Origin of the sequence: Marinobacter sediminum, assembly GCF_023657445.1 — a bacterium.
GTDB classification, from domain to species: Bacteria; Pseudomonadota; Gammaproteobacteria; order Pseudomonadales; family Oleiphilaceae; genus Marinobacter; species Marinobacter sediminum_A.
The window spans coordinates 3,642,979-3,669,467 of sequence record NZ_JAGTWY010000001.1; the positions used below are offsets into that span (position 1 = coordinate 3,642,979).

26 protein-coding genes are annotated in these 26,489 nt (G+C 56.5%); 8 read left to right on the plus strand and 18 right to left on the minus strand.

Annotated features, from left to right (window positions below):
- Positions 1-3: 3 nt before the first annotated feature.
- From nfsA to KFJ24_RS17070, 12 genes are all read right to left on the minus strand, one after another.
- On the minus strand, positions 4-741 hold the full coding sequence (gene nfsA / locus KFJ24_RS17015; RefSeq protein WP_250832325.1) for an oxygen-insensitive NADPH nitroreductase: 738 nt from the start codon (positions 739-741) through the stop codon (positions 4-6).
- 43 nt (positions 742-784) lie between these two features.
- Positions 785-1,204 carry an acyl-CoA thioesterase gene (locus tag KFJ24_RS17020; RefSeq protein ID WP_350455581.1) on the minus strand — a complete coding sequence of 140 codons (420 nt, stop codon included), beginning with the start codon at positions 1,202-1,204 and terminating at the stop codon, positions 785-787.
- A gap of 74 nt (positions 1,205-1,278) precedes the next feature.
- On the minus strand, positions 1,279-2,748 hold the full coding sequence (locus KFJ24_RS17025; protein WP_250832326.1) for an NAD-dependent succinate-semialdehyde dehydrogenase: 1,470 nt from the start codon (positions 2,746-2,748) through the stop codon (positions 1,279-1,281).
- An 87-nt stretch (positions 2,749-2,835) separates the two neighbouring features.
- Positions 2,836-3,993, minus strand: coding sequence for an iron-containing alcohol dehydrogenase (locus KFJ24_RS17030; RefSeq protein WP_250832327.1), 1,158 nt, complete (start codon positions 3,991-3,993; stop codon positions 2,836-2,838).
- 9 nt (positions 3,994-4,002) lie between these two features.
- Positions 4,003-4,659, minus strand: coding sequence for an ATP-binding cassette domain-containing protein (locus tag KFJ24_RS17035; protein WP_250832328.1), 657 nt, complete (start codon positions 4,657-4,659; stop codon positions 4,003-4,005).
- Entirely contained in the window at positions 4,652-5,449 is a 798-nt protein-coding gene (locus KFJ24_RS17040; protein ID WP_250832329.1) for an ABC transporter ATP-binding protein, read from the minus strand. Before KFJ24_RS17040 ends, KFJ24_RS17035 begins: the two co-directional genes overlap by 8 nt.
- A complete protein-coding gene (locus KFJ24_RS17045) occupies positions 5,446-6,396 on the minus strand; it encodes a branched-chain amino acid ABC transporter permease (RefSeq protein WP_250832330.1) in 951 nt (316 codons plus the stop codon). Before KFJ24_RS17045 ends, KFJ24_RS17040 begins: the two co-directional genes overlap by 4 nt.
- Complete coding sequence (locus KFJ24_RS17050; RefSeq protein WP_250832331.1) at positions 6,396-7,292, minus strand: branched-chain amino acid ABC transporter permease; 897 nt, start codon at positions 7,290-7,292, stop codon at positions 6,396-6,398. Before KFJ24_RS17050 ends, KFJ24_RS17045 begins: the two co-directional genes overlap by 1 nt.
- Positions 7,293-7,436: 144 nt before the next feature.
- Positions 7,437-8,717, minus strand: coding sequence for an ABC transporter substrate-binding protein (locus KFJ24_RS17055; RefSeq protein WP_250832332.1), 1,281 nt, complete (start codon positions 8,715-8,717; stop codon positions 7,437-7,439).
- A gap of 238 nt (positions 8,718-8,955) precedes the next feature.
- On the minus strand, positions 8,956-10,245 hold the full coding sequence (locus tag KFJ24_RS17060; RefSeq protein WP_250832333.1) for an ABC transporter substrate-binding protein: 1,290 nt from the start codon (positions 10,243-10,245) through the stop codon (positions 8,956-8,958).
- Complete coding sequence (locus tag KFJ24_RS17065) at positions 10,242-11,630, minus strand: sigma-54-dependent transcriptional regulator (protein ID WP_250832334.1); 1,389 nt, start codon at positions 11,628-11,630, stop codon at positions 10,242-10,244. The genes KFJ24_RS17060 and KFJ24_RS17065 overlap by 4 nt, the downstream gene beginning before the upstream one ends.
- A 4-nt stretch (positions 11,631-11,634) precedes the next feature.
- Positions 11,635-13,368 carry a sensor histidine kinase gene (locus KFJ24_RS17070; RefSeq protein WP_250832335.1) on the minus strand — a complete coding sequence of 578 codons (1,734 nt, stop codon included), beginning with the start codon at positions 13,366-13,368 and terminating at the stop codon, positions 11,635-11,637.
- A gap of 102 nt (positions 13,369-13,470) precedes the next feature.
- Here KFJ24_RS17070 and KFJ24_RS17075 point away from each other — a divergent pair, with 102 nt between their 5' ends.
- Together KFJ24_RS17075 and eutC are read left to right on the plus strand one after the other, a co-directional pair.
- The gene (locus tag KFJ24_RS17075; RefSeq protein WP_250832336.1) at positions 13,471-14,871 is read left to right on the plus strand and encodes an ethanolamine ammonia-lyase subunit EutB; all 1,401 of its coding nucleotides are present in this window, start codon (positions 13,471-13,473) and stop codon (positions 14,869-14,871) included.
- Entirely contained in the window at positions 14,864-15,694 is an 831-nt protein-coding gene (gene eutC / locus KFJ24_RS17080) for an ethanolamine ammonia-lyase subunit EutC (protein ID WP_250832337.1), read from the plus strand. The genes KFJ24_RS17075 and eutC overlap by 8 nt, the downstream gene beginning before the upstream one ends.
- A 29-nt stretch (positions 15,695-15,723) precedes the next feature.
- Here the strand turns inward: eutC and KFJ24_RS17085 are convergent, their stop codons facing one another.
- Complete coding sequence (locus KFJ24_RS17085; protein ID WP_250832338.1) at positions 15,724-16,518, minus strand: enoyl-CoA hydratase/isomerase family protein; 795 nt, start codon at positions 16,516-16,518, stop codon at positions 15,724-15,726.
- A 210-nt stretch (positions 16,519-16,728) separates the two neighbouring features.
- On the opposite strand from KFJ24_RS17085, the gene KFJ24_RS17090 reads away from it, so the two are divergent.
- The 6 genes from KFJ24_RS17090 to KFJ24_RS17115 all read left to right on the plus strand — a co-directional run bounded on the left by KFJ24_RS17090 (position 16,729) and on the right by KFJ24_RS17115 (position 23,361).
- The gene (locus KFJ24_RS17090) at positions 16,729-17,541 is read left to right on the plus strand and encodes an ABC transporter ATP-binding protein (protein WP_250832339.1); all 813 of its coding nucleotides are present in this window, start codon (positions 16,729-16,731) and stop codon (positions 17,539-17,541) included.
- Positions 17,541-18,419, plus strand: a complete 879-nt coding sequence (locus KFJ24_RS17095) for a branched-chain amino acid ABC transporter permease (RefSeq protein WP_250832340.1) — start codon at positions 17,541-17,543, stop codon at positions 18,417-18,419. The genes KFJ24_RS17090 and KFJ24_RS17095 overlap by 1 nt, the downstream gene beginning before the upstream one ends.
- 1 nt (position 18,420) lies before the next feature.
- A complete protein-coding gene (locus KFJ24_RS17100; protein ID WP_250832341.1) occupies positions 18,421-19,464 on the plus strand; it encodes a branched-chain amino acid ABC transporter permease in 1,044 nt (347 codons plus the stop codon).
- A 70-nt stretch (positions 19,465-19,534) separates the two neighbouring features.
- Positions 19,535-20,743: an ABC transporter substrate-binding protein gene (locus KFJ24_RS17105; protein ID WP_250832342.1), complete on the plus strand. Its 1,209-nt coding sequence runs from the start codon at positions 19,535-19,537 to the stop codon at positions 20,741-20,743.
- Between the two features lie 9 nt (positions 20,744-20,752).
- The gene (locus tag KFJ24_RS17110) at positions 20,753-21,562 is read left to right on the plus strand and encodes an ABC transporter ATP-binding protein (RefSeq protein ID WP_250832343.1); all 810 of its coding nucleotides are present in this window, start codon (positions 20,753-20,755) and stop codon (positions 21,560-21,562) included.
- On the plus strand, positions 21,559-23,361 hold the full coding sequence (locus KFJ24_RS17115) for an AMP-dependent synthetase/ligase (RefSeq protein WP_250832344.1): 1,803 nt from the start codon (positions 21,559-21,561) through the stop codon (positions 23,359-23,361). Before KFJ24_RS17110 ends, KFJ24_RS17115 begins: the two co-directional genes overlap by 4 nt.
- Positions 23,362-23,374: 13 nt before the next feature.
- Here the strand turns inward: KFJ24_RS17115 and KFJ24_RS17120 are convergent, their stop codons facing one another.
- The 5 genes from KFJ24_RS17120 to KFJ24_RS17140 form a co-directional block, all read right to left on the minus strand.
- Positions 23,375-23,692: a hypothetical protein gene (locus KFJ24_RS17120; RefSeq protein WP_250832345.1), complete on the minus strand. Its 318-nt coding sequence runs from the start codon at positions 23,690-23,692 to the stop codon at positions 23,375-23,377.
- 107 nt (positions 23,693-23,799) lie between these two features.
- Positions 23,800-24,747 (minus strand): hypothetical protein, encoded by a 948-nt coding sequence (locus tag KFJ24_RS17125; protein ID WP_250832346.1) that lies wholly within the window; start codon positions 24,745-24,747, stop codon positions 23,800-23,802.
- A 140-nt stretch (positions 24,748-24,887) separates the two neighbouring features.
- Entirely contained in the window at positions 24,888-25,352 is a 465-nt protein-coding gene (locus KFJ24_RS17130) for a DMT family transporter (RefSeq protein WP_284709206.1), read from the minus strand.
- A 21-nt stretch (positions 25,353-25,373) separates the two neighbouring features.
- The gene (locus KFJ24_RS17135) at positions 25,374-25,820 is read right to left on the minus strand and encodes an acyl-CoA thioesterase (protein WP_250832348.1); all 447 of its coding nucleotides are present in this window, start codon (positions 25,818-25,820) and stop codon (positions 25,374-25,376) included.
- A gap of 12 nt (positions 25,821-25,832) precedes the next feature.
- Positions 25,833-26,411 (minus strand): TetR/AcrR family transcriptional regulator, encoded by a 579-nt coding sequence (locus KFJ24_RS17140; RefSeq protein ID WP_250832349.1) that lies wholly within the window; start codon positions 26,409-26,411, stop codon positions 25,833-25,835.
- Positions 26,412-26,489 lie beyond the last annotated feature (78 nt).

Consider the following 26,489-nt stretch of genomic DNA (forward strand, 5'->3'; position numbering starts at 1 on the left):
CGTTCACCGCATCTTGAAACCCTTGTCCAGCAGGAAGTCTTTCATGTGCGGGCGCAGTTTACTGGTGAACAGGGGCTTGAGTTGCTCTGACCAGTTTGTGTCCTTGTTGCCGCCGGTACGCTCAAGGTAGTAACTGTTCATGGTCTGGTCGAAGTCCGCTACCTGGGCTTGATCCTGTTCGTCCTGGTAATAGTCTTCCTTGAGAATAGTTTCTACCGGGAGGCGGGGTTTAACCTCCGGGTCCTGGTCAGGGTAACCCAGGCACATTCCAAACACCGGATACACGTGCTCTGGCAGGTGGAGTATCTCGCTGACTTCGCCCGGATCATTCCGGATGCCGCCGATGTAGCATAACCCCAGGCCTTCTGATTCAGCGGCAATGGCGACATTCTGAGCCATCAGCGCCGTATCGACACTGGCGACGACCAGTTGCTCTGTCATGCCTCGAACTACCTCTGCACCAGCTCGTTCTGCTGCTTCCGTGGACCGTTTCATATCGGCACAGAACACCAGGAAATCCGAGCATTCGGCAACGTAGGTCTGCCCTCCGGCCAGCTCTGCAATTTTCTGTCTGTTTTCCGGCTTTACCACGTGAATCACGGAATAGGCCTGGACGTGGTTGGAGGTGGCCGCACTCTGGCCGGCCCGGATGAGTTCCCTGAACAACTCGCGGGGGATCTTCTGGTCTGTGAACTTCCGGATGGAGCGGTGGGAGTTCAGTAGTTCGATGGTCGGGTTCATGATACCTCGCAATCGGTGAATTCCAGACAGCGTACAGCTCAGTTCACTTCGCTTCTATTCGGATGAGCGCTGCCCGAATCTGATCAGGAATTGCGGTTGGCGAGTTTGTCTCCTGATCAACAAAAACGTGGACCACTTGCCCGAGGGCTGCCGCTTCGTTTTCGCCTGCTTTAAAAATACCGAGTTCGTAAGTCACGGAACTGTTTCCGGTCTTGGCAACTCGCAGACCGGCTTCAATGGCATCAGGGTAGGCGACCGGTTTGCGGAACTGACAGTTTGAACTGACGACAAACCCCACGACGGTCGCAGAATGGATGTCTAGGCCGCCTTCCTCGATGAGGTAGCGGTTGATGGCAGAATCGAAGTAGGAGTAGTAGGTGACATTGTTTACATGGCCATACACATCATTGTCCATCCACCGGGTACTGATGGCATAGAAAACCTGAAAATCGCTTCGCTCCACGTAGGCTCTCCTCTGGTGAGTTAAGGGGCTCCGCGGCGATTCTGTGCCGCGGAGCCTCGAGTGTCGCCGGCCAGTTAACGCATGCCGCCAAGGCAGAGGTATTTCAGTTCCATATACTCATCCAGGCCGTAATGAGAGCCCTCGCGGCCCAGGCCACTCTCTTTGACGCCGCCGAAGGGAGCAACTTCGGTGGAGATAATGCCTTCATTCACACCGATCATGCCGGACTCGAGCGCTTCGGCAACGTGCCAGACCCGGTGAATGTCGTTGCTGTAGAAGTAGGCCGAAAGACCAAATTCGGAATCATTGGCCATGGCAATGGCATCCTCTTCGGTCTCAAACCGGAACAGGGGAGCGACCGGGCCAAAGGTTTCTTCGCTCGCGATCAGCATGTCCTGAGTGGCACCGGTCAGAATGGTCGGCTCGAAGAAGGTCCCGCCCAGAGCATGCGGCTGGCCACCCAGGGCGACTTTGGCGCCCTTGGAGGTGGCGTCGGCAATGTGCCGCTTCACTTTGTCCAGCGCAGCTTCGTTGATCAGCGGTCCCTGCTGGGTATCGCCCTCCAGACCGGCACCGACTACCATCTTGCCAACGGCAACCTTCAGTTTCTCGACGAAGGCATCGTAAACGCCGGATTGCACATACACCCGGTTTGCGCACACACAGGTCTGGCCCGTATTGCGGTATTTGGAGGCCATCAGGCCGGCAACAGCGGCATCAAGGTCGGCATCATCAAAGACAATGAATGGTGCGTTGCCACCCAGTTCCAGGCTGACTTTCTTGACGGTATCGCTGGCCTGGCGCATCAACTGCTTTCCAACGGGTGTGGAGCCGGTGAAGGATACTTTCCGGACAATGGGGTTGCCCGTTAATTCACCACCGACTGCCACCGCGTTGGGTTTTGAACAGGTGACAACATTGATAAGCCCGGCCGGAATCCCTGCCTGTTCCGCGAGTGCCGTGATGGCAAGCGCGGACAGTGGCGTATCCTCTGCCGGCTTGATCACAACCGGGCAGCCTGCTGCGAGTGCCGGTGCGACCTTTCGGGTGATCATGGCTATCGGGAAGTTCCAGGGTGTAATTGCGGCAACCACGCCAATTGGCTGCTTGATCACGACGATGCGCTTGTCCTTGCCGTGACCGGGGATGACGTCTCCGTAAGCACGCTTGGCCTCTTCCGCGAACCATTCGATAAAGCTGGCGCCATAGCCGACTTCACCGCGGGATTCCGCCAGGGGTTTGCCCTGTTCGGCGGTCATCAGGCGGGCCAGGTCTTCCTGGTTCTCCATCAAGAGGTTGAACCATTTCCGGAGGATGTTGGCCCGCTCCTTGGCTGGTGTGGAGCGCCAGGCTGGCCACGCCGCCTCGGCGGCCTCAATGGCTATCCGGGTGTCGGTATCGTCCATGTCCGGAACATTGGTCAGGTGCTCACCGTTGGCCGGATTGGTAATCTCAAAGGTCTTGCCTGAACCTGCTGTTGTCCACTGACCATTGATATAGGCACGATCGCGCAGGAGATCCGGATTTTTAAGCTCAAGAGACATAACTAACCTCAATAAAAAGGCGCTGCCGCAGCTGGGCGACTGCGCCTGAAGGGGAACCGTTAGGCGCCCGAATGACGGGCAGCTGTTTCAGAATGCGGCTTGGTAGACGGCCAATGCGTCAGCTTCCGAGACCTCTCTCGGATTGTTCACCAGTAATCGGGCCTGTTTCATGGCATCCGCGGCCATGACCGAGAGATCGGATTCGCCAATACCAACCTCGCGCAAAGTTTGCTCAAGTCCAAGCTCCGCACTCAGTGCTTCAAGACGATTGATGAACTGGTCAACCCGTTGTTCTTTCGGGACAGAGGCCAGGTCCGGGAAAGCATCTGGTGCCAGGGTAGCGTAGGCATCGGCGCAGGCACTGGCGTTAAAACGCATGACATGGGGTAGTACCAATGCATTGGAGAGGCCATGCGGCACGTGGAAAATACCACCGATCGGATAAGCCAGTGCATGCACGGCTGCTACCGGCGAGTTAGCAAAGGCTTGTCCGGCCAGCATGGCGCCCAATAGCATGTCGGAGCGCGCCTGAACATTATCGCCTTCTTTGACCGCGGCTTCAATGTTGGCACCGAGCAATCGAAGGGCTTCACGGGCCAGCGCGCGCGACACCGGGTTGTTGTTCGCCGATGCGGAGGTATAGCTCTCAATGGCGTGAACCATGGCGTCGATGCCTGTTGCCGCAGTTACCGGAGCTGGCAGCCCAAGGGTCAGCTCGGCATCCAGCAGGGCAATGTCCGGCAGTAATTGCGGTGCCACCACACCTTTCTTCTCGGTTTCACCGACGGTGATGATAGAAATCGGGGTGACTTCCGAGCCTGTGCCCGCGGTGGTAGGAATCTGGATCAGCGGAAGTCTCTGGCCCTTGGCCTGTCCAACGCCATAAACATCCTCCAGGTTTTCGCCCCCTCCGATCAAAAGCGCGATCAGCTTGGCGACGTCCATGGAGGAGCCCCCGCCGAATCCGATAACACCGTCGATGTTTGCTGCCCGTGCTTCTGCAAGGGCGGCCTCCACGACGGCGACGGGCGGGTCGGCAACAACGCCATCGAAGACGCGATAGTGCACACCGGCCTGATCCAGAGAGTCGGTTGCGGCGCTCAATAAGCCTGCCTTGATCAGACCCGGATCGGTCACCAACAGAACGCTGTGGCCAATCTGCTCACTTACAATGGCACCAAGACGTTTGATGGATCCCGGTTCGCAAATGACACTCTTGGTCGTGTTAAAGGTAAATGCTGTCATGATTCTCTCCTAGGTCAGAGACGCCAATGGCTCAACGCTGCCCCGTTCGATCTGAAAGGCTTTGTCGACCAGGTCTGCAGAATGTGACTGGTCCGACTCTGACAGTAACACGGTCAGCCCTTCATCTTTGAGTGTGCTTAAAACACTGACAAGTCGCCGCGACAGAGCTGGAGCCACGCCCTCAAACGGTTCGTCCAGTAGCAACAGGTGGGTTCCCGTCATCATGGCCCTGGCCAGTGCCACCAGTTTTTGCTGGCCACCGGATAACTGTAACGCACGGCGATCCGAAAAAGCTTCGACTTCTGGCATCATTTCATAAATCCAGGCCAGTCGGGCTTCGGCGTTATTCAGCTTGCAGGCCCATGCCGGTGCCATGATGTTTTCTTCTACCGTAAGATCCGGCACCAGGCGACGATCTTCCGGCATGTAGCCGATCGACATGCCCGCGCGCTCGAAAGAGCCCTTTTTGGTCATGTCGGTGCCATCAATGATGACCTGCCCGGATTTTGGCTTGAGCAAACCCATGATTGAGCGCAGTGAGGTGGTCTTGCCGGCACCGTTGCGGCCAATCAGGCCGACCATAGAGCCTTTGCTAACCGAGAAGCTGACATCACGGAGAATGGTGGTGCCGGCTATTTCCGTGGTTACGTTCTTGAGTTCAAGCATGGCCGGACTCCTGTTTGCTGGCGGACTCTTCGTCACTCAGATCCAAGTGGTGGCCCACAACCAGTTCCTGCACCTTGGGATCTGACAGGACCTTGTGGGTGGGGCCATCGGCCAGAACGCGGCCGTCGTAGAACGCCAACACCCGGTCGGCATAACGCAGAACCACTTCCATATCATGTTCCACGAACAGGGTGGCGGCGTCACTCTTGCGTACCGCGGCCATGACGGTGTCCATGAGGATGAATTTGTCCTCAACGGCGACACCGGATGTGGGCTCGTCCAGCAGCATCAGGCCGGGGTCCGATAACATGGCCATGGCGATATCAAGGAGCTTGCGGACGCCCTGTGGCAGCGTTGATACAACTTCATCGGCGTAGTTGTCGATCTCATATTCACGCAGCACCGCATGGGCTTTTTCAATCTTGTCAGCGGATCGCAGGGGTTTCAGGAAACTGAGCTTGCGATCTACGGAAAAGCCGAAAGCGATCAGCATGTTATCCAGGACGGTCAGTTCCTGGAACAGCTGGGCGACCTGGAAGGAGCGACCGACACCGGCCAGCGACACCTCCCTGGGGGATTTTCCGATAATTGATTGGCCCCGTACGAGGATATCGCCGCCTGAGGGTTGGATGTATCCGGTCACCATGTTGATAAAGGTGGTTTTGCCCGCACCGTTTGAGCCGATAACCCCGACGATTTCACCACTGTTGAGTTCGACATTGATATCGGTCGCAGCAGTGACAGCACCGAAGGTTCTTTCCAGGTTGACCGTTTTCAGTAAAGCGCTCATGTGGTTTTCCTCGCTTTCTTGTTCTGGAATCGTTCAACCAGTGACCAGAGGCCGGAAGGCATGAACAGGATGATCGCCAGCAGTGCGAAACCGAGAATCATTTGCCAGGTGTAAGGAGCAACGGCGAACGCGTAGGTGCGCAGGGCTTCGAACAACACCGCGGCAATGATCGGCGCTGCGACGTGTGCGGTGCCGCCCATCAAGGCAATAAAGACGAACTCGCCGGAGGTGGTCCAGTACGCCATTTCCGGATCGACATGGCCACTGACCAGCGCGGTGACGGTACCACCGATGGCGGCCAACCCTGCGGCGATGATGTATTTGACGTAGACGATCTTGAACACCGAACCGCCGAGATACTCCAGACGGATCTCGTTCTCCCGGACCGCTTCACCTGCGTAACCGGAAAGCGACTTGAGGTAACGCCAGGCCAGAATGCCGAGGCTGAAGACCAGGAACACGGCAACGGCCAGCACCAGATCCGACGCAGCTTCCGGCCCCGGGGCCCAGCCCAGCAAACTCGGATTGGCAACGTTGAAACCATCGGTTGAGCCCAGCACCTGGTTACGCACCAGCAGTCCGTACAGAATCATGGAAAAGGCCATTGAAAACATGGCAAAGAAGATTTCCCGGTACCGGCACAGCAGTAGCCCGATGGTGGCGGCTATGGCAACGCTGACGCTGACTGAAGCCAGCAGTATCAGAAGTACATCGGTAACTTCGGCGAACTGGGTCAGCATGCCGGTAACGTAGGCGCCCACACAGTAGTAAAGGCCCTGGCCAAAGGACACCAGTCCTGCCCGCATCAGCAGTACCAGGCCGAGAACCACGAGGCCTTTGCCCATGGCAATGGTGAACAGGTAGGACATCCAGTTTGGCAACAGCAGACCACCCGTGAGGGTGGCAAGCCCGAGGATACATAGCAGCGCTAGGGATCTTTTACTCATTAGATTTTCCTCGCGTTGGCAACGGCAAACAGGCCCTGCGGACGAAATGCCAGTACCAGGCCCATAACTGCGTAGATAACGAACAGTTCAACTTGCGGGTAAAGGTGTACCGCGGTGGCACGGGCCATACCCACGATCAGGGCGCCAACCAGGGCTCCGGAAATACTGCCCAGGCCACCGATAACCACCACGGCGAAGGCAAGCACAATCACCTCGATCCCCATACCCGGAACCACGGACAGTCCGGGAGCGGTCAGTGCACCGGCCAGTGCACCAATGCCGGCACCGATCAGGAAGGTAATGGTGAAAATTTTGGATACATTGATCCCCAGTGCCCCGGCAATTTCGCGATCATGGATGACCACTCGAAGCAGCTTTCCGTTCTGTGTGCGGTTGAGTCCATACCAGAGCGCAAGCCCGATAAGGATGCTCACACCAATCAGCATGAAGTCGTAGTTGGCGAACGACAGCCCCATGAATTGCGTTCTTCCCAGCAGGGTGTAGGGCTGGTAGGCAAAATAGGGTTCAACACCCCAAATCAGTTTGATGGCGTCTTCCATGATCAACAGGACGGCATAAGTCACAAGAATCATGACCACTTCGTCTCGACCGTACATGAAGCGCAATAAGCCGCGTTCCACCAGCAGGCCAACGGTGACGCCGGCCACCAGGGCTGAGCTAATCAATACGACGAAGCTGAACCAGGGCACGGAACCGGTGGAGAAATACCAGCCCACCATGGCCGCGCCGGAATAGGCGCCCAAGGCGTAGAAACTGCCGTGGGACATGTTAAGGATACGCATGACCCCGTAAATCAACGTGAGGCCGGCGGAAATGATAAACAGCCAGGACGCGTAGACCGAGCCATCCACCAGGATTGCTAGAAGTTGTTTCATCTGAATACTCCCGATTCTTTGCACGGCCCTTGTTGCCCAATCGTGCACTGAATAGGGTCGGAGCAGGGGTGAAAGATTATTGGGTAAACTCACCGGAGAACCCCGATCGGGGCCTCCGGTGAGTCTTGTGCTAGGTCATTGCGATCAGTTGCACTCAGCGCCTGGCATGCCGGCCTGAATCCACTCGACGGTTTCAGTACCTTCCGGCGGATTTACGCAGTCAGCCGCGTAACGGGTGATGTCGGTGAAAGTGATTTCGCCGTCAACCCGCTTGAGGCGGCCATAAACCATCTCGGTAGCGGCCTGGTGGCCCTTGCCACGGTTCATTTCAACCTTGCCACCCGGGCCTTCAAACACGAGGCCTTCAAACGAGGAGATGACGTCTTCGGTGGAAGCGCCAACACCGGCTTTGTCCTGGGCAAGCTTGAGGCCGATAAGGGCATGTGCCATGTGGTAAGCGGGGAAGGTGGGAGGTGTACCAAAGCGCTCGGTGAACTCGGTCTGGAACCAGGTATTCAGTTCACTCTCAGGTGCGAACGGGCCGAACGGGCCACGGGCACCGATGATGGCGCCGTCAGGCAGGTGCTCGCCCAGGCTGTTCAGCGCGGTCTCACCGGCTGTGAAAATCAACTGGTTGTCTGCCAGCAGGCCCCGGGCTGCAGCCTGCAGCACGAAGGCGTCGGTGTCGCCGCCCCAGAACGAGGTGTGAATGACATCAGCAGAATTTACCTGCAGGGCGGAAATTTCAGCACCGTACTGACCTGCAAACAGTTTCGGGAACTGCTCGGTGGTGATCTCGATGTCGCCGTCACGCAGAACTTTCAGGGTCTCAGTGAAATCGCGCCAGCTGTCGTGGCCCCAGGAGTAGTTCTGGTTGATACCTGCAACCGATTGCAGTTCCGGCACGTTGTCGTTTATGTAGCGGGCCGCAGCGATGTTGTCCATGCTGGCGGTGGAGTGGGTACGGAAGACGTACTTGTAATCGGCTTCCTCGAACACACGGGGCGTCCCGCAGTCGAACAGTACGGTCAGCATTTTCAGCTCTTCAGCAACCGCAGGAATGGCGAGGCAGTCGCCTGAAGAAATATAGCCGACGACGGCATCGACACCATCGCGCTGGACCAGGTTACGGAATTCAGAAGTTTGCTTGGTGGCGCCACCGGCTTCATCCACATAAACCGGAGTGATCATACGACCGTCAATGCCTTTGCCTTCGATCGGGGCAGGCAGGGTTCCGTCGTTGATGGCCTCGATGACAAGGTCAGCGGCGTTCTTGGCGGGAATCCCGAAGGGGCCGGATGCAGCACCGGAAAGAAAGGTAACGAGGCCCAGTTTGTATTCTTCGGCGGCGTGCGCACTGAGGCTCAGCCCACCTGTTGTAATGGCACAGGCGACCGTCGCTGCGGTCAGCAGAGAGTGTTTCATTTTTGGTTCTCCAGACTGTTGTTCTTGTGTCGTATGGTCGGACGACCAGTATTGTTATTTTCTGGTGTCCTGCCCGACGTTCTATCAAGTCGGTACGTGGGCTAAGCAGTACCTGTGCCAGAATGGAGGTGTTTTTATCTTTCTGATTTTAAAGAAGTAAATATTTAACTTTTAACGTGGCTAACGAGAATGAGCGGTTTTCGCTCGTCTCCGGCGAGCGCATTTGAGCGAAAACCGCTCATTCTGTTTTTGTCAGCCCGGATTCGAGTTCGGAAGGGTAATAGATATGCCAGTTGCCCAGCATCACTTTTGCCGGGGGGTAACGTTCATCGGGAACGGTTTCGCCGATGGCCATGACCTGCCGGATCTGATGCGAATCGGGGTCCATTGAAGACTGAAATCCGGCAGGGTCTTCGGGCGTGGTTAGTGTGAGCTGCTCAAATGCCTGCTCAATGGCGGCCAGGTCCTTGTAGTTGGCGCCGGCATTTTTCACCGCTTCTGCAATGGCCACAATGCCTGTGAATGCACCCTGAGCACCGGAAGAAGGGTAATATCCGGCCTTACGCTGAAATTCGTCGACAAACCACCGATTGAACTCTGTGTCAGGCCAGTTATTGTGATGACGCGATGCCAGCAGCAGCCCCAGCGGCATTTTGTCCCCGAGTTGCGCGAAGATTTCATAATCCCCGCCCTTCTCAAAGTTGGCAAAGCGAGAGGTTCTGAACAGCTGGGTATCGGTCGCCTGGGTTACGAACGCGACAAAATCACCACCCCAGAGGCTGTTCACCACCAGGTCGGGTTTCTGTCTGATCAGCTCATTGATGTAGTGGCTGTAATCCGGTTCGCTCAGCCTTGGCCACAAGACCCCGGCAATTTCATAGTTCACTCCGAACCGGGCCAGAGCCTCTCTGAAATCGGTCCAGACCTGGTAGCCATATTCATAGTCGGGCCCCAGGTAGGAGATTCGTAAAGGCTTTTTCGCCAGGTGATCTGCAAAATAGTCCTTGATGAACAGGGCTCCGGCTGTCATTGATTGACGTGTATCGTTGGTCACCCTGAAATAGCGATCATGGAAGAACTCGCCCGTGAGTCGTGACGATGCATGGTCAGTACCGATAAAAAATGCGCCGGCCGATTTTGCGATCGACGTTACCTCAATAGCGACTGAGGAATTGACGACGCCACACAAAAAGCGGGCACCTTCATCCTCGATAAATCGACTCGCCAGGGTCGCAGCCGTTGAACGTTTGGACTTGGTATCGCCAAGCAGAATGCGAAGGCGTGGGCTGTCTGGCGACGCATGGTCCTCAAGGTACTTGAGAGCAAGGCGGATGCCGAAGACCGAATCGCGTCCCAGAACGCCCGCCCGGCCGGACATGGGGTAGAGGCATCCGACCGTAATATCGGCTTGCTCTTCCGGTGCGCCCAATGCCTCTGCGGCGCTCTGTGGTGTCGATAAAAGCAGCAGGTAAACGGCGCTGAGAAATAGCACGCTCGGATAAAGATATCTAATTCGTACCCGGTTCAAAAGTCCTCTCCTGTAAGCCCCAGCTTCTGCATCCGTCGTTTCAGCGCATGCCGGGAAATGCCCAGTGAGCTTGCAGCTTCGCCTTTTCGGCCCCGTGACTGTAGAAGCGCCTGGCGAATGCATTCAGCCTCTCGCTTGGCCATTTCGCTTGCCAGCACGTTATCGCCTTCGGCATCGCCCGCCCCGGTGCCGGAGTCTTCGGTCACCTGTGTCTTCGCAGAGCCTGCAACTTCGGGAGGTAACCGGGCCGGTGCAATCACCTCCCCCGCGTGAAGGATCGTCAGTCGCTCAATGGTATTTCGCAGTTCCCTTATGTTTCCGGGCCATTGGTATTCGCACAAAAGCGCCATGGTTTCCGGCGGAATGGTGATCGGGCTGCATCCTTCATGCAGGGCAAGGTCTGCGGAGAAATCCGCCACCAGCTGGGGGATGTCTTCCCGGCGTTCGGCCAGGGAAGGAAGACTCAGTGGCATGACATTCAGCCGGTAAAAAAGATCTTCCCGAAACGAGCCGGACTGGGCTTCCGCCTGCAGGTCCCGGTTGCTCGCCGCAATGACCCGGATGTCCGCCTCAATTTCAGTATGCCCCCCCACCGCCCGGAATCGATGGGTTTCCAGGAATGTCAGGAGTTTGGCCTGGAGGGGCAGTGGCAGCTCACCGATCTCGTCCAGGAACAGGGTTCCGCCATTGGCCAACTCGACCAGCCCCGTACGTCTTTTATCCGCTCCGGTATAAGCGCCTTTCTCGGCGCCGAACAGTTCGGCTTCCAGCAGGTTTTCGGGCAGGGAGGCGCAGTTGACCGAGATAAACGGCGCACGCTTGTCTCGTACCGAATGCAGCGCTTTGGCGATAATTGTCTTGCCGCTCCCGGATGGGCCCTGAAGCAGGATGGTGCGCGCCGAGCTTTTGCCAATACGCTCTACCTGCTGAAGCAGCGTTCGCATTGCATCACTGGTTCCGATCAGGCCGTGGGTATCGGCTTCCCTTTCCCTTCGGTAGGCCACTTCCTCACTGAGTTGCCTGTGTTTGTGATTGCGCAGGATCAGAAGAATCAGCTCGTCCAGATCAAAAGGTTTGGTGATGTAGTCCTGAGCACCCTTTTTTACCGCTTCTACCGCTGCACGGGTATCGCCATGGGCAGAGATCATGATGGTGGTTGGCGGTGCCGGCATTGTCTTGATGATATCCAGTATGTCGAAACCCGACTGGTCCGGCAGTTTAAGGTCCAGGAGGACGATATCGGGAGTTTTGGTTTCAATTGCCGCAAGGCCGTCCTTGCCCGTGTACGCCGCGGTCACGGTCATGCCTTCCTCTTCCAGGGAAAAAATCAGGCTGCTGACGAGGTTTTTCTCATCGTCGATAATCAGGACGCTCGGTTTACGCATCAGGTCATTCCAGAATCGAGTTGTTCAGATACAGGGGCAGTTGCAGGGTTACCTTCAGTCCCTCGCCGGGGATGCTTTGAAACCTTAATGTCCCCTGATTTGCCTGTGCCAGTTGCTTGCAAATGGCGAGGCCCAGCCCTGTGCCGTTGGTTTTGGTTGTAAAAAACGGTTCGGTCAGGTGGCTGAGGTGGTCAGCGCTGACCCCCGGGCCGTTATCGCTGACTGAAACATAGACTGCAAGCCCTTGTTGTCTGATCCGGATGACAACTTTGCCACCAATGCCTTCGAGTGCCTGGATGGCATTCATCACGAGATTCATGACGATCTGACGGACCTGCGACGGATCGGCCCAGGCGAAAACCGGGGGATGCTCGACCTGAATCAGTTCGACGTCGTGACGATGGGCGACAGCATCCGCGAGAATCTTGACGGTTTCCACCACGTCCAGAACGTTAACCTTCCGCGCCTTCGCCTCCCTGGGCCGGGCATAGTCCAGCAACAGTTGCACGACATCGTTTACACGATCAATTTCGTGATCAACGGATTCCATCAGTTTCTGGCGCTTGGGATCGGACTCCTTTCTGGATAATGCCTGGATCGTGGTTTTTATGGTGGCGAGTGGGTTCCGTATTTCATGGGCAACGCCGGCTGAGAACTGTCCGAGAATCGCTCGTCGCTCCACGTCCACCATGCTCTTCACCAGCCGTTTGAGCCGGAGGCGCATGCGCTCAAGTGCAAATGAGAGATACCCTATTTCAGCGGTACCCTCTATGCCGAGGGGCGTGTCGAAGTCACCACTGGCGACTCTGTCGGCACCCTCAATGAGCGGGGTTACCTGCCTGTCGAGCCGTTTCGATAAATGGCGGGACAGGAATATAACGCCCAGCGCGGCTCCGATGGCCAGGAAAATCAGGCCGAACCTGGCGGATTCCAGGGGCCCGAGCAGGGGATCACCCAACCACTGCAAACGAATATGCCATCCCTCAATAAAGTCCCTGGAATTGATGTCCTTTCGAGAAGGTGGGCCGGGTGGTTTCAGGCTGCCCACGGATGTCAGTAGCACGTTCTGCGGTGGCACCAGCAAGGGCGTCTGCAAGCCCGGTAGCGTAAGATCCTGAACCTGCTCTGTGAGGCTCGCCAGCCGGATTACCAGACCAATCCACGCCTCGGGAGCCGGATCAAATCCGGTCGGGCTGAGCCGGAGAATGATCCAGCCCGGCCTCTCTGGGGTTGGCAGTGCCGGGCCGAGCAATTCCGCACCCTCAAAGCGGGTGACGGGCAGCGTGCGCCAGGACACGTCCTTTATCAGTGTTTCGGTTACATACCACTCGGGCTGATCAAACTGCGCTGGCTTGGTCACCACACCATAAATGTGGGGGCTGTCCAGTTGTTGTCTTAGCTGGGAGAGCATCATGCGGTTGGGCGTATCGCCCGGTTGCGCGGCGGTGAGCCACTCAAAGACCTCGGGGATATCGGCAAGCCCTTCGAGTTCGTAGATACGTTCCTCAAGGAACGTACGCAGAAGATTCTCGGCGCCTGACAATCTGGCATTGGTGCGACTCTCGGTCACTTTGTCCAACGCCCGCACGTACTGGGTATCGTAAACAATCGCCAGCAATCCCAGCGGGACAAGGGCAATCAGGAGAGCACTGAAAAGATACCGTCTTGCCAGGCCATTGCGCCGCAGCGTGCGTAATCGGGGCGGGGTGGAAGAATCATGTTTTATTATGCTTTTCATCCCGAAATCATATCGGGAGACAGGGAGGGTTGGAATAACTGTTTGCTATGCTGGAAAAACTAGCGCTTTATTAACTGGCGCTGTGGTTGGCGGAGAAGCAGGATGCAGCACAAGTATTCATACATGCTAGGTGAGCGGACCTGGCACTTCGGGAGTCTGGCGGACCTGATGGCAAAGGCCACACCGGCCCGCTCCGGAGACCGGCTTGCGGGCGTGATCGCCGAGTCAGCTGAAGAGCGCGTTGTCGCCCAGATGAGGCTGGCGGAACTGCCACTGAAAGCGTTTCTTTCAGAAGCCCTGGTTCCCTACGAGGCGGATGAGGTGACGCGTCTGATTCTGGACGACCATGATGCCAGCGCGTTTCAGGCGGTTGCTCACCTGACGGTTGGCGATTTCAGGAACTGGTTGCTCAGTGACCATGCCACGCCCGAGGCGCTTGTGAACCTGCGCCCAGGCCTGACGCCGGAAATGGTGGCGGCGGTGAGCAAGATCATGCGCAATCAGGATCTGATCCTGGTGGCCCGGAAGTGTCAGGTTCAGACGGCCTTCCGGAACACCATCGGGTTGCCCGGGCACCTCTCCACCCGACTGCAGCCCAATCACCCCACCGACGATATGACAGGTATTGCCGCAAGCATTCTTGATGGACTGCTTTACGGCAGTGGTGATGCGGTGATTGGCATCAACCCGGCCACCGATAACGTGGCTCAGGCCACCAAACTGATGCGGATGATGGATGAGGTTATCCGCAAATACGACATACCGACCCAGTCCTGTGTATTGACCCACGTGACCAATACGATTGAGGCGATTGAAGAGGGGGCGCCGGTGGATCTGGTGTTCCAGTCGATCGGGGGCACGGAGGCCACCAACAGCAGTTTCGGATTCAACCTGTCCACACTCCGGGAAGCCCAGGATGCTGCACTTTCCCTGAAGCGGGGTACGGTTGGGCAGAACGTCATGTATTTCGAAACCGGCCAGGGCAGCTCCCTTTCGGCCGACGCCCATCATGGGCTTGATCAGCAAACCTGTGAGGCTCGTGCATACGCCGTTGCCCGACGGTTTAATCCGTTACTGGTGAATACGGTGGTTGGTTTCATCGGGCCGGAATACCTGTTCGATGGCAAAGAGATTATCCGGGCAGGGTTGGAAGACCATTTCTGCGGGAAATTACTGGGTGTCCCGATGGGATGTGACATCTGCTACACCAACCACGCGGAGGCGGACCAGAATGACATGGACAACCTGCTGACCCTGCTCGGGGTAGCCGGCTGCACGTTCATCATGGGTATTCCCGGCTCCGACGACATCATGCTCAATTATCAGACCACTTCCTTTCACGACGCCCTCTACGCGCGCCGGGTACTGGACCTGAAGCCGGCGCCGGAGTTTGAAGCCTGGCTCGACCGGATGAACATCTTCGAGGACGCCGCAAGGCATGAGCCGAGTGCCACACTGCCGACCATGTTCCAGAGCAGCCTCAGGGGTTTAACCCATGACTGAACGTAACAAGGAGCTGGTCACAGAGAATGTCTGGCGGACCCTGCGTCGTTACACCGATGCCCGGATTGGCCTGGGACGGGCCGGCATCAGCCTGCCTACCTCTGAATTGCTGACGTTCCAGCTGGCTCACGCCCGGGCGCGTGATGCGGTGCATTTTCCTCTGGATGTGAACCGGCTCGTCGAATCCCTGAAAAACGTGGACAAGCTGACTGCGTTTGCTTCGCCGATGCTGTTACACAGCCAGGCTGAAGATCGCTTCACGTATCTGCAGCGACCCGATCTGGGTCGACGACTGTCCGAGCAGGGGCGTGAACGGCTGTTGGCCGCTGAGCAGCTGGAAACACCGGCGCCTGACCTTGCCATTGTCATCGTAGATGGGCTGTCCTCTTCCGCGATACAGAATAACGTGGTCCCGTTTCTGGACAGCTTTCTCAGCGACCTGGAGCGCGAGCGCCGGGACTGGCAGCTGGCACCGCTGACGATCGTAGAGCAGGGCAGAGTTGCCATTGGTGATGAGATTGGTGCACTGCTAAAAGCGCGAATGGTGGTGGTGCTGATCGGCGAACGGCCCGGGCTGAGCTCGCCGGACAGCCTCGGGATCTACCTCACGTTTGGGCCGGAATCCGGCCTGTCTGACGCCCGCCGGAACTGTATTTCCAACGTCCGGCCCGCCGGGCTCAACTTTGAAGATGCCAGCCAACGCCTTCTCTACCTGATTCGCGAAGCCGCTCGCCTGAAGCTATCGGGTGTCGGCCTCAAAGACCGGACAGAAGAGGTGGTGATTGAGCAGGACCAAACCAGCAACAATTTCCTGACTCGCTGAATAAAGGCACGGTTACGCGCGCCAGTGAGTTACCTGCCGGAAAAGGCGGCTGGCCGCTTGGCGAGAAACGCCGATACACCTTCTGCGAAGTCGGCTGTTTCGGTGGCCTTCAGAAACGCCTGTCGCTCCGCTTCCAGGTGGACGTCGAGGGGACTGCCATGGGCATCATCCACCAGCCGGCGAAACGCACCAAAAGCCCGAGTCGGGCCATTGGCGACCCGGTTGACGGTGGCCGCCAGAACCTCATCAAACGTTTCTTCCGGTGACACCTCGGCCACCAGACCCAATTGTTTCGCTTCGATTGCGCTCAGGGTGCGTCCAAGCACCATCATTTCCGTGGCGCGCGCCGATCCGATCTTGTGGGGCAGAAACCAGGTACCACCGCAGTCAGGCACAGTGCCTATGCCATTGTAGGCAATCAGGAACCGGGCGTTTTCCTCGGCCACTATCAGATCTGCCATCAGCGCAAGACTAAGGCCAGCACCGGCGGCAGCGCCCTTAACCCCGGCGATCACCGGGGCATCGATTGCTCGTAGCTTGAGAATGGCGGGAATCAGTGCATCCAGCATTCCGTTCACCGCCTCCCGGGCCTGAACGGTAGAGCCGGACATACTTGCGACATCGCCCCCAGCCATGAATGCGCGTCCTGCGCCGGTCAGAACCACGCATCGAAGCCCGGGTTTGCGGGCCAGGTCGTTGACTGCCTGGTGAAAGGCCTGAGCCATGGGCACGTCAATGGCGTTAAGAACCTCGGGGCGATTGAAGGTCAGGGTGGCCACACCGGTTTGCTCATTGAACCCAGGGGTCACAGGTAGGTTTGTCATTGTTGTTTGTCTCCCGTCTTTGCTTATCTGATGAAGCATAGGACAGAGTGCCTTGTTTTTTATGGCCGGGTTGGACTATTTTAAACGTGGCTCGGGAAATTGACCTGACGTTTACGACAACAACAATAATCACAATCTCCTTTGTGCGAGGCAAAACAAGCGGAGCGTTCATGGCTCTGTTTCCCCGCGCCAGGAGTGCGCGGAGGAATATTGAGTATCCTCGAAATCAGTAACCTTTCGCTGTCTTTTGGTGGTGTTCAGGCATTGCAGGACGTCAGCTTCCGGGTGCCGGAAAACACGGTAACCACCATCATCGGACCGAATGGCGCCGGAAAAACCTCCCTTTTCAACTGCATTTCCGGCTTCTACAAGCCCCAGCAGGGCACCATTCGCTATCAGGGCGAGGTGTTGGCGGGTTTAAAGCCTCCAGCCCGCGCAGCCATGGGGCTGGCGCGGACTTTCCAGAACATAGCCCTGTTCCGGGGTATGACAGTACTCGATAACATCAAACTCGGTGCCCACGTTCATATGAAGAGTGGCTTGCTGAGTTCGCTCGCGTATTTCGGGGCGGCCCGCCGTGAGGAAATGGCCGTGCGCCGTGAGGTAGAACGTCACATCATTGATTTCCTGGAGATTGATCATATCCGCCGTCAGCCGGTGGCAAGTCTTTCCTATGGCCTGCAGAAACGGGTAGAGCTGGCGCGCGCCCTCGCCATGCGCCCGAAAGTGCTGATGCTGGATGAGCCGGTAGCCGGGATGAACCGGGAGGAAAAGGAAGACATGGCCCGCTTTATTCTCGATATTCGGGAAGAGTGGGACGTGACGGTGCTGATGGTGGAGCACGATATGGGTATGGTGATGGACATCTCCGACCACATTGCCGTGCTCAATTTCGGTCAGGTTATTACCGAGGGTCTGCCGGCTGACGTCCAGAAGAACCCTGAGGTCATCAAGGCATACCTCGGCAACAGCGATATGGACAGCCTGCGCAAGAAGCTGAATCCCGAGCGGGAGGTGGCCTAGTGGACTGGTTGTTTTTTGGCGAAATCAGTCTCGCCGGCCTGGCTATGGGCGGCCTCTATGCCTTGATCGCCCTGGGCTTTGTGATCATCTACAAGGCAACCCGTGTCATCAACTTTGCGATCGGCGAGATCATGATGTTCGCGGCCTACCTGTTCCTGGCCTTTGCCGGTGCTCTGGAAATGTCACCCTGGGTTGCGCTTCCGCTGGCAGTGTTGGGTGGCAGTATCCTCGGTGGCGTGATCGAGAAGGTGATGATCCGGCCCATGCTCGGGGAGTCGCCAATATCGGTGGTCATGGTCACCATTGGTATTGCCAGTATTCTGGTGGGGTTGGTGGAGCTGATCTGGGGCGCGGACCCACAGCTGCTTCCCAGCTTTTTGCCGCGTGAACCGGTGTTTATCGGGGAGATGTATCTGGCGCCAAAAATTGCTTATGGCTTCCTCATTGGTGCCGCTCTGCTGATCCTCTACCTGCTGTATTTCCGTTTCTCCAGGGGTGGCGTTGCCTTGCGTGCGACTGCCTCAGACCAGGCAGCCGCATACTCCATGGGTATCAATGTGCGCCGGGTGTTTAACCTGGCCTGGGTTTTCGGCTCACTCGCCGCCTCTCTGGCCGGCGTTCTGGTGGCTGCGACCGGCGGACTCAGCCCGCAGTTCGGGGCCATCGGTCTCAGTGTGCTGGTCGTTGTTATCGTCGGCGGCCTCGACAGCATTCTGGGAGCATTGATTGCCGGGGTGTTTATTGGCTGGCTGGAAACCGTTGCCGGCGCCTACCTCGGCGGCGAATATCGGATGCCGGCCACCTTTGCCGTGCTGGCGGTGATTCTGGTGATTCGCCCCTATGGCCTTTTCGGCACCCACGAAATAGAGCGAGTGTAAGATGCGCATTGGTGACGCCAAACAAACCTATGAGGCTGATGAGGCCATCTGGACCAGCCCGACCCAGAAGTTCTGGTTCGCTCTGTTGCTGCTTTCGCTTCTGGTTTTTCCGTTCATGGCGAATGCCTACCTGTTGTACCTGGGCTGCCTGGTTGGCATCGCCGTAATCAGCACAACGGGCCTTAACATTCTGACCGGTTTTACCGGCCTTATCTCCCTGGGGCAGGCCGGATTTATGGGTGTGGGTGGTTACACCGTTGCCTGGTTTTCGCTGAATACCGGCTTGCCCTTCCCGGTAACGCTTTTACTGGCAGGGCTGCTGGCTGCCGCCGTGGGCATTCTGGTGGGTTTACCGTCATTGCGGGTGAAAGGGCTGTATCTGGCCATTGCCACGTTGGCGGCGAGTGTATTCCTGCACTTTATCTTTGCCGAATGGGAGTCCGTTACCGGAGGCATGGGTGGCCTGAGCCTGGAGCCTGCGCATTTGTTCGGGTTCAGCTTCCAGAGTGATTTCGGGATGTATTTCATCATCGTGCCGCTGGCGGTACTGATGGTGTTCGCCGCGCGAAATGTGTTCCGGACCCGTATCGGGCGGGCATTTATCGCGATTCGGGATCGGGATATTTCGGCCGAGATCCTGGGGATCGACCTGTTGCGCTACAAGCTCATGTCGTTCGCGCTCAGCTCGTTTTATGCGGGTGTGGCAGGCGGCCTTTTTGCCTATTTCTACCGGGTCGTAACGCCGGAGAGTTTCCCTCTGTCCATGTCCATTTTCTATCTCGCGGCGGTGATCGTAGGGGGTATGGGTAATCTGCTGGGCGGGATTCTCGGCGCCGCCTTTATGACGCTGATTCCGGAGATTCTGAAATTGCTAACGGCTGCCCTGACGCCTTTCTACCCCAACGCCCCGGTATTTATGTCGCCAATGCTGGAGATCATCTTCGGCGCACTGATTGTCGGCTTCCTGATTTTTGAACCGCATGGGCTGGCGGAGATCTGGCATCGAATTCGACGCTTTTTCAGTTTGTGGCCCTTCAGAAACTAACCGAGTTTTTTTCGTGTTTCAAACGGAACCTACGCAACAGCAACAACAAGAAACAGCAAGGAGAAGAAACATGTTTAGCAATATCTTCGAAAAGGGCCGCCGGCTCGCAGGTCTGGGTAGTCTTGTCGCTGCATTGACGGTGACGGCGCCTGCCATGGCGCAGGATAAGGAACCCATCGTATTTGGCGGGTCGATCCCGTTGTCTGGCGTTTTCGCCTTTGCCGGTGTCCATCTGCATGCCGGGCTCACGGACTACACCAGCTGGATCAACAGTGAGGGTGGGATCAACGGTCATCCGGTGAAGTATGTGATGGAAGACACCGGTTATGAAGTGGACCGTTCCGTGGCCGCCTTCAAGAAAATATCCGGCAGTGATTCGCCGGCGGTTTACTACGGTGACAGCACCGCGTTCATGAAAACCATTGCCTCAGAACTGAACAGCCAGGGTAATACCCTGATGAGTGGTGCTTCGTTTGCCACCGCGCTGACGGATAACGAAAAGTACCCGTACCAGTTCATTCCCGGACCAAACTACAGCCAGATGTTCGGCATTATCCTCGAGTACATTGCCTCCCAGGGTGAGGGTGGGGACAAGCCGACCGTCGCGTTCGTCTACAGTGATACCGAGTTTGGTAAGGACCCCATTGAAAATGGCAAGGCCAAAGCGGCGGAATTGGGTATCGATGTGGTAGAGGACATTGTCACCAAGCCGGGCAGTGTGGATGTATCCGCGGAGGTGCTGAAGTTGCGTCGCGTGCGTCCGGATTACGTTGTGTTCCATGGATATGTGCTGTCACCCATCAACGAGTTCATGGTGCAGATGCGCCAGATGGGGCTGGGTACCAAGTTCATGGGCACCTTCTGGTCCTCTGACAAGCTGATCATCGACAAGATGGGCGAGGATGCCGACGGCTATATGGGTGTTATGCCCTACAACTACTACGACAGTGAAGAAAGCGGGCCTATGTTGGATGCGTTGCGGGCTCAGGCTGAGAAGAGCGATCCGGAAGCTGGCTATCGTCCGACCGGTTACATGCAGGGCTGGTTCAATGCCATGGTCTGGACCGAAGTGGTCAAACGCACCCTGGATGCCGGCAAGGAGTTGAATGCGGAGAACATGGCGGCATCGCTCGCTTCCATCAAGGACTGGGACACTGGCGGTATCATCGGCGTTCCCGTGACAGTCAAGAACATGTCTTTCCCGGTCGGTCGTATCTGGAGAGTCAATGCCAAGGAAGGCCGTTACGAGCCGGTATCGGACTGGATTCAACTCGACTGAGGCTGCTGTATGGAAGCCTTGCTGGAAATCGATAACATCGAGGTGGTTTACAACAAGGCGGTGCAGGTCCTCCGGGGCCTGTCACTGCGGGTACCCCGTGGCGCCATCGTGGCGCTACTGGGGTCCAACGGCGCCGGTAAGTCCACAACACTAAAGAGTGTGTCCGGTCTTTTAAGCCTGGAAGACGGCGAAGTGACCGCAGGCGAAGTCCGGTTTAACGGTGCCAATGTGAAGGAAATGGCACCGGAAAAGCTGGTTCGTAATGGTCTGTTCCATGTCATGGAAGGGCGCCGTGTGTTTGAGGACCTGACCGTTGAGGAAAACCTGATTGCAGCGACGTATGCCCTGAGTGGACGAAAACAGTCGCTCAGCGACTCCTACGAATTGGTGTACAACTATTTCCCGCGTCTCAAGGAGCGGCGCAAGCAACTGGCGGGCTATCTGTCCGGTGGGGAGCAGCAGATGCTCGCGCTTGGTCGTGCGCTGATTGCCCAGCCTGAACTGATCATGCTGGATGAGCCCTCCCTTGGGTTGGCGCCCCTGCTGGTGGAGGAAATCTTCACGATCGTCTCCCGTATCAACCGGGAGCAGGGCACGGCCATCCTGTTGGTAGAACAGAACGCGGCGGTATCCCTGGCGATCGCCTCCTATGGCTACATCATGGAAAACGGAAAGATCGTGATCGACGGGCCGGCAGAGAAACTCGCTGCGAACGAGGATGTGCAGGAATTTTATCTGGGGGTCGGCGGCAAGGAAGGTGAGGCCCGCAGTTACCGCGACATCAAGCACTACAAACGCCGTAAACGGTGGCTGTCATGACAACCCCTGAGATTCGTGATCTGACCCTTGCCCAGATGCTTCGGGCTCATGCAAATGAACGTCCGGAGTCGCTCGCCCTTCGCCAGAAGGACTTTGGCATCTGGCAGGCTTATTCCTGGCAGGACTATTACGAGCGGGCCCGGCATTTCGGGATGGGGCTCCGCGCGCTTGGACTGTCTGAAGGCGGGCATGTGGCCATCATCTCGGAGAACCGGGTGGAGTGGGTTATTGCCCAGATGGGTACAGGTCTGGTGAATGGCATCTGTGTCGGGGTATATCCCACCAGCCCCTGGAATGAAGTGGCCTATGTGCTTGAGCACAGCGACGTCGAGATGGTGGTGTGTGAGGATCAGGAGCAGACCGACAAGGTACTGGAAGCCTGGCCCCAGCTGCCGCAACTCAAACACAATATCGTTATTGATATGAAAGGGCTGCGGTATTATCCCGCACCGCCGTCATCGTTTGAGAACATCGAGGCCCTGGGCCGGGAATTCGAGAAGAATCATCCCGGGCTCGTTGATCAGCTGCTGGATAGCCAGCAGATGGCAGACACGGCTCTGATGATCTATACCTCTGGCTCCACCGGTCGCCCGAAGGGTGCCATGATCACCTGGGGCAACCTGCACGCCGCTGCGCCCGGGCTGCTTGATATGTTGTCTGTGGACGAAAACAGCTCAAGCCTTTCTTATCTTCCGCTTTGTCATGTGGCGGAGCAGGCCCTGACCAATATCGCACCGGTCTATGCGGGAAGTGCGGTCAGTTTCGGGGAAAGCCTGCGCACTGTTCAGGAAGACCTGAGGGAGATAGCACCGACCTTTTTCCTGGGTGTGCCGCGAATCTGGGAAAAGCTCCATTCCTCCATTTATATCAAGATTCAGGAGACTGGTCGGTTCCGGAAGGGGCTGTTCAGGCATGCCATGAAAGTCTGTCAGCCAATGGCAACCAGATCTAAAGAACAATGGAGTGCCATTGAGCGACTGCGCTATGGGGCCTATTACTGGCTTGTGTTCCGGGCCTTGCAGAACTTTATCGGCCTGCGTCGATGCACCATAGCACTCACCGGAGCAGCGCCGATTTCAACGGGTATCCTGCAGTTCTTCCGGACCATTGGCATTCCTCTGGTGGAAGTCTATGGCCAGACCGAAAGCACGGGTGTTGCGACTGCACAGCCAGTGGACGATATCCGTCTTGGCACGGTTGGGGTGGCGGTGACCGGGGTGGAGGTGAAGCTGGGAGAGCACAATGAAATCATCATGCGTGGCGGCAGTATGTTCAAGGGCTACTACAAAAATGACGATGCCACCGAGTCAACTCTGAAAGACGGGTGGTTGCACACCGGAGACGTGGGCGAGTGGCAGGACGGGCAGCTCAGGATTGTCGATCGCCTGAAGGACATCATGATCACCGCAGGTGGCAAGAACCTGTCACCCACCGAGATTGAGAACACCGTTAAGGCGAGCCCTTACATCAAGGAATGCATCGTCATCGGGGAGGCCCGAAAGTATGTGTCGGCGCTTATCCAGATCGATTTCGAAACCGTTGCCAAATGGGCGGAGCAGGAACGCATCGCCTACACCACATTTCGGAGTCTTACCGAACATGAGCGGGTCCGGACCCTGATTCAGGCGGAGGTGGAAAAGGGTAACGACAAGCTGCCCCAGGTGGCCCAGATTAAGCGCTTCCATTTGTTGGCCAAGGAGCTGGACCACGACGATGATGAAGTGACGGCGACCATGAAGGTGCGTCGCAGCAACATCTATGAAAAGTATACCGAGGTGATCGAGTCCTTGTACGCCTGAGATGCCAGGAGCCCTAGAAACGGGCTCCTTCGATTTCGTCGCGCTGCCGATAATGGGTTAACGCGGCATTTACCACTGCCAGCACCAGGAACAGCAGAATGCCTTTCGGCACCAGGGCGTGAATTTCCGGGTTGGGAGCGGCGCTGGCTGTGACCAGAATCAGGCCAAGGGCATTTCGGGCCAGGCGGATGGTCAGCATCGCGCAGAGATAACCGGATTGAAACGCGGATTCGGCTGTGCGCAGGCATCGACCGAATGCCGGCATCAGGTGAACGGTGTTCAACAGCAGCACGGCGAAGATAACAACTTGAAGAATATATAAAAATGTCATGATTTAGGGCTACCGAAACCTATAGCTGGCTAAAAAACGGCGGAAATTATCCCTGATTGGCCGTTTTTAATCCAGTTTGCGCTGGCAACCCCCCCCCTTTCTCGTTCCTAGTAGCTGTGGCTCAGCAGATAATGGTAGTCGGCTTTGTATCTCTGCCACGTCAGGGACTGATTGCGGTGATCTACCAGTCCGGCGGCATTGAACGCTTCAACAAATGCCCAGGATTCCCCGGTATCGGTGAAATCTTCGAATCCGCCTTCCCAGTCCAGTAGCTGGATCAGATCGAGCAGTATGGTCATGGCCAGCTTGCCATTGGCTTCTTCCAGGTAACGGTATGCCAGTGCGTAATGCTCGAAACGATAATCGGCCGGTCCTGCGTCGAGCACGGTAGCGTCCTCAAGGGGATCGTAATCATAGTGCTGATAGGCGGATGCGATACTTTCACCCGCCACGACAGAAGCCTGGCCTTCGGCAAACCAGTAGGGCAGAAGGGTATACCGGGCTTGATAGCGGCTCAGGTTCTCCTGAACGAAATGCGCAAGCTGATGGCTAATGATCTGGTCGGTCTCGTAAGGCCATTGACTGTAATGGGGGAGAATGCCGATAGCGGATATGGACGCGTCTGCAAATTCGGTTCTTGAGATCGAGGGGCTCAGGCAGCCCAGTATCTGCCCTGGATACTGCACTTCCGCAGTCCTGTCTGAAACAAACTCCGACCAGCGCAGCTGAAAACGACTTAGAACACCATCAATCCCGTGCTCAAGTTCCGTAGCAGCAGCCCGGAAATCAGTATCGCTATAGGCTGGTGAGCCGTAAACACGTACACGCCCGCTGGCAGTTTCGAAGTACAGTGTTTCATCAATACAGTCGTCCGAGTGCTGGCTCAGGCTCCAGCTAGAAGAAGGGAAGTAGTCTCCGGTATCACGGGCATCAAGGTACAGGCCCGGTGTGAAGTCGTGGCCTGGTGAGTCATTGTAGTCTTCCGAGACGCTCACTTTGCAGCCACTCACAAGAATGGCAAACAGTCCGATAAGTAACCCAGTCCGCATTTTCATAAGACCCCACTGCCGTGTTTTTGTTCGTTCTCATCTTCGCAAAGGGCAATGAAAAACACTGTCAATGGGGTGTAAAGGTTGGGTAAAGCTGGTTGTCAGGGGGCGCGAGAGAGGCGGGGGATTATCGCCCCCGCCATCGCCTATCCGTTTCCCTGGGGCACCTTATTCAGAACGAGAAAGACACCCAGCACCATCAAACCCAGGCCCGCGATCCGCTGGATATTCATCGTGAACTTCTGCGCCCCCATAAGCCCGAAGTGGTCGATGAGGCTCATGGCAATTAATTGTCCCAGCAAGACGAAGGCAATGGCGTTGGAAATGCCAAAGCGAGGAGCGACCCAGGTGATGGTCAGGATATAGAACAGCACAAAGAAGCCACCAAAATAATAGTAGATGGGGGTGCTCGGATGGTAGAGCTTTTCGGGTAGCCCCTCCGTGGCCAGAAGATAGGCCAGAGCCATGATCAGCCCCACGAAAAACAGGATCGCCGCGGCCAGGGCGGGACTCTGAAGCCTGGTGCCAAGCCCTCCGTTCAAGGTTGCCATTACAGGTATTCCTATGCCGGCAATCAGCATAAGCATCGAGTAGGTAATCGAGTTAGTCATAAGTGCTTCCCAATTCGCGGATTATTGAGGCTGGCTGATTTGGTGCTTGTCGAATAAAGCCCGGGTGGTTTCAGACAAGGGATGTGATTTCCGGGTTTCATCGTGCATCTGGACAATCACGGTTTCGGCCGTTGCGACGCAGGAGCCGTTTTGAAAAACACCCTGGAAAAGCCGGATAGAGCTGTTTCCAACCTTGGTAACGCCCGTTCCAATTTCTACTGTCCCAGGCCAGCTTATTTCCGAGAGCAGTTGAAGGTTGAGATTGGCAATGACAAAGGACGCATTGTCCGAGGCAAGGGGGTTTTCCGGCGCATAGAGGAATTCGACGCGCCCGGTTTCCAGAAAAGTTGCGAACACAGCGTTGTTGATGTGTCCCTGGCGGTCCGTATCTGCATATCTCAGTTTGTCGTACGTCTGAAACGGGAAATCGTCCAGTGCTAAAGGACGTCCTTTATTATTTTTAGCCATTTTTTGCTTTCCTCAATCTGCAATTCTGTTTGCTGCATTCTTTCCTGCGATGAGCAACTTGTCCGAAAGGTCCCTGGACTTTACCGCGCGGGACAAAACCATGGAGCCAACAATCAGTGACATGAACGCCAGCACGTCCTGGGACTGCTTTTCGTCCAGTGTGTCGAAATCCTGTTCAGCTACCTCGGTCAGCGTTTTTATCAACTCTGACTCATAGGTACTCTTGAATGCGTCATCACTGCGGGCCGCCTCGGAACATAAGGTGGCCAGTGCACAACTGTTGCTGAGATTCGCGCGATGAGCTTTCGTCAGATAACGTTTGGCCAAGCCTGCAAGGCGCTCCCGCCATGAGGTGTTTGTCGATTTACTGGTCCAGCCATTGCGACTGTTCTGAAGAGCCTCTACCAAAGCCGCTCTGGCCAACTCATCCTTGTTCTCAAAGTGAGAATAAAACGCACCATGGGTTAGGCCGGCATCATCCATCACGGCGGCAATGCCCGCACCATTGATGCCTTCGGTACGAATCCTTTTGGCCGCCGCTTCAAGAATTTGTTTTCGCGATTCCTGCTTTTTAGTGGCTCTGATCGTCATGTTAAATCCGTATGATGTTCATCATGCCAAAAACATTATCGTATGATGGGCGTCATGTCAATTTGGCAGGTTGCGAAG

What these genes read in the sequence shown, in the direction of transcription:
- nfsA (WP_250832325.1), bottom strand. Translation starts at nt 741, where the DNA reads ATGAACCCGACCATCGAACTACTGAACTCCCACCGCTCCATCCGGAAG.
- KFJ24_RS17025 (WP_250832326.1), bottom strand. Translation starts at nt 2,748, where the DNA reads ATGTCTCTTGAGCTTAAAAATCCGGATCTCCTGCGCGATCGTGCCTAT.
- KFJ24_RS17030 (WP_250832327.1), bottom strand. Translation starts at nt 3,993, where the DNA reads ATGACAGCATTTACCTTTAACACGACCAAGAGTGTCATTTGCGAACCG.
- KFJ24_RS17035 (WP_250832328.1), bottom strand. Translation starts at nt 4,659, where the DNA reads ATGCTTGAACTCAAGAACGTAACCACGGAAATAGCCGGCACCACCATT.
- KFJ24_RS17040 (WP_250832329.1), bottom strand. Translation starts at nt 5,449, where the DNA reads ATGAGCGCTTTACTGAAAACGGTCAACCTGGAAAGAACCTTCGGTGCT.
- KFJ24_RS17045 (WP_250832330.1), bottom strand. Translation starts at nt 6,396, where the DNA reads ATGAGTAAAAGATCCCTAGCGCTGCTATGTATCCTCGGGCTTGCCACC.
- KFJ24_RS17050 (WP_250832331.1), bottom strand. Translation starts at nt 7,292, where the DNA reads ATGAAACAACTTCTAGCAATCCTGGTGGATGGCTCGGTCTACGCGTCC.
- KFJ24_RS17055 (WP_250832332.1), bottom strand. Translation starts at nt 8,717, where the DNA reads ATGAAACACTCTCTGCTGACCGCAGCGACGGTCGCCTGTGCCATTACA.
- KFJ24_RS17065 (WP_250832334.1), bottom strand. Translation starts at nt 11,630, where the DNA reads ATGCGTAAACCGAGCGTCCTGATTATCGACGATGAGAAAAACCTCGTC.
- KFJ24_RS17070 (WP_250832335.1), bottom strand. Translation starts at nt 13,368, where the DNA reads ATGAAAAGCATAATAAAACATGATTCTTCCACCCCGCCCCGATTACGC.
- KFJ24_RS17075 (WP_250832336.1), top strand. Translation starts at nt 13,471, where the DNA reads ATGCAGCACAAGTATTCATACATGCTAGGTGAGCGGACCTGGCACTTC.
- eutC (WP_250832337.1), top strand. Translation starts at nt 14,864, where the DNA reads ATGACTGAACGTAACAAGGAGCTGGTCACAGAGAATGTCTGGCGGACC.
- KFJ24_RS17085 (WP_250832338.1), bottom strand. Translation starts at nt 16,518, where the DNA reads ATGACAAACCTACCTGTGACCCCTGGGTTCAATGAGCAAACCGGTGTG.
- KFJ24_RS17100 (WP_250832341.1), top strand. Translation starts at nt 18,421, where the DNA reads ATGCGCATTGGTGACGCCAAACAAACCTATGAGGCTGATGAGGCCATC.
- KFJ24_RS17105 (WP_250832342.1), top strand. Translation starts at nt 19,535, where the DNA reads ATGTTTAGCAATATCTTCGAAAAGGGCCGCCGGCTCGCAGGTCTGGGT.
- KFJ24_RS17110 (WP_250832343.1), top strand. Translation starts at nt 20,753, where the DNA reads ATGGAAGCCTTGCTGGAAATCGATAACATCGAGGTGGTTTACAACAAG.
- KFJ24_RS17115 (WP_250832344.1), top strand. Translation starts at nt 21,559, where the DNA reads ATGACAACCCCTGAGATTCGTGATCTGACCCTTGCCCAGATGCTTCGG.
- KFJ24_RS17120 (WP_250832345.1), bottom strand. Translation starts at nt 23,692, where the DNA reads ATGACATTTTTATATATTCTTCAAGTTGTTATCTTCGCCGTGCTGCTG.
- KFJ24_RS17125 (WP_250832346.1), bottom strand. Translation starts at nt 24,747, where the DNA reads ATGAAAATGCGGACTGGGTTACTTATCGGACTGTTTGCCATTCTTGTG.
- KFJ24_RS17130 (WP_284709206.1), bottom strand. Translation starts at nt 25,352, where the DNA reads ATGACTAACTCGATTACCTACTCGATGCTTATGCTGATTGCCGGCATA.
- KFJ24_RS17135 (WP_250832348.1), bottom strand. Translation starts at nt 25,820, where the DNA reads ATGGCTAAAAATAATAAAGGACGTCCTTTAGCACTGGACGATTTCCCG.
- KFJ24_RS17140 (WP_250832349.1), bottom strand. Translation starts at nt 26,411, where the DNA reads ATGACGATCAGAGCCACTAAAAAGCAGGAATCGCGAAAACAAATTCTT.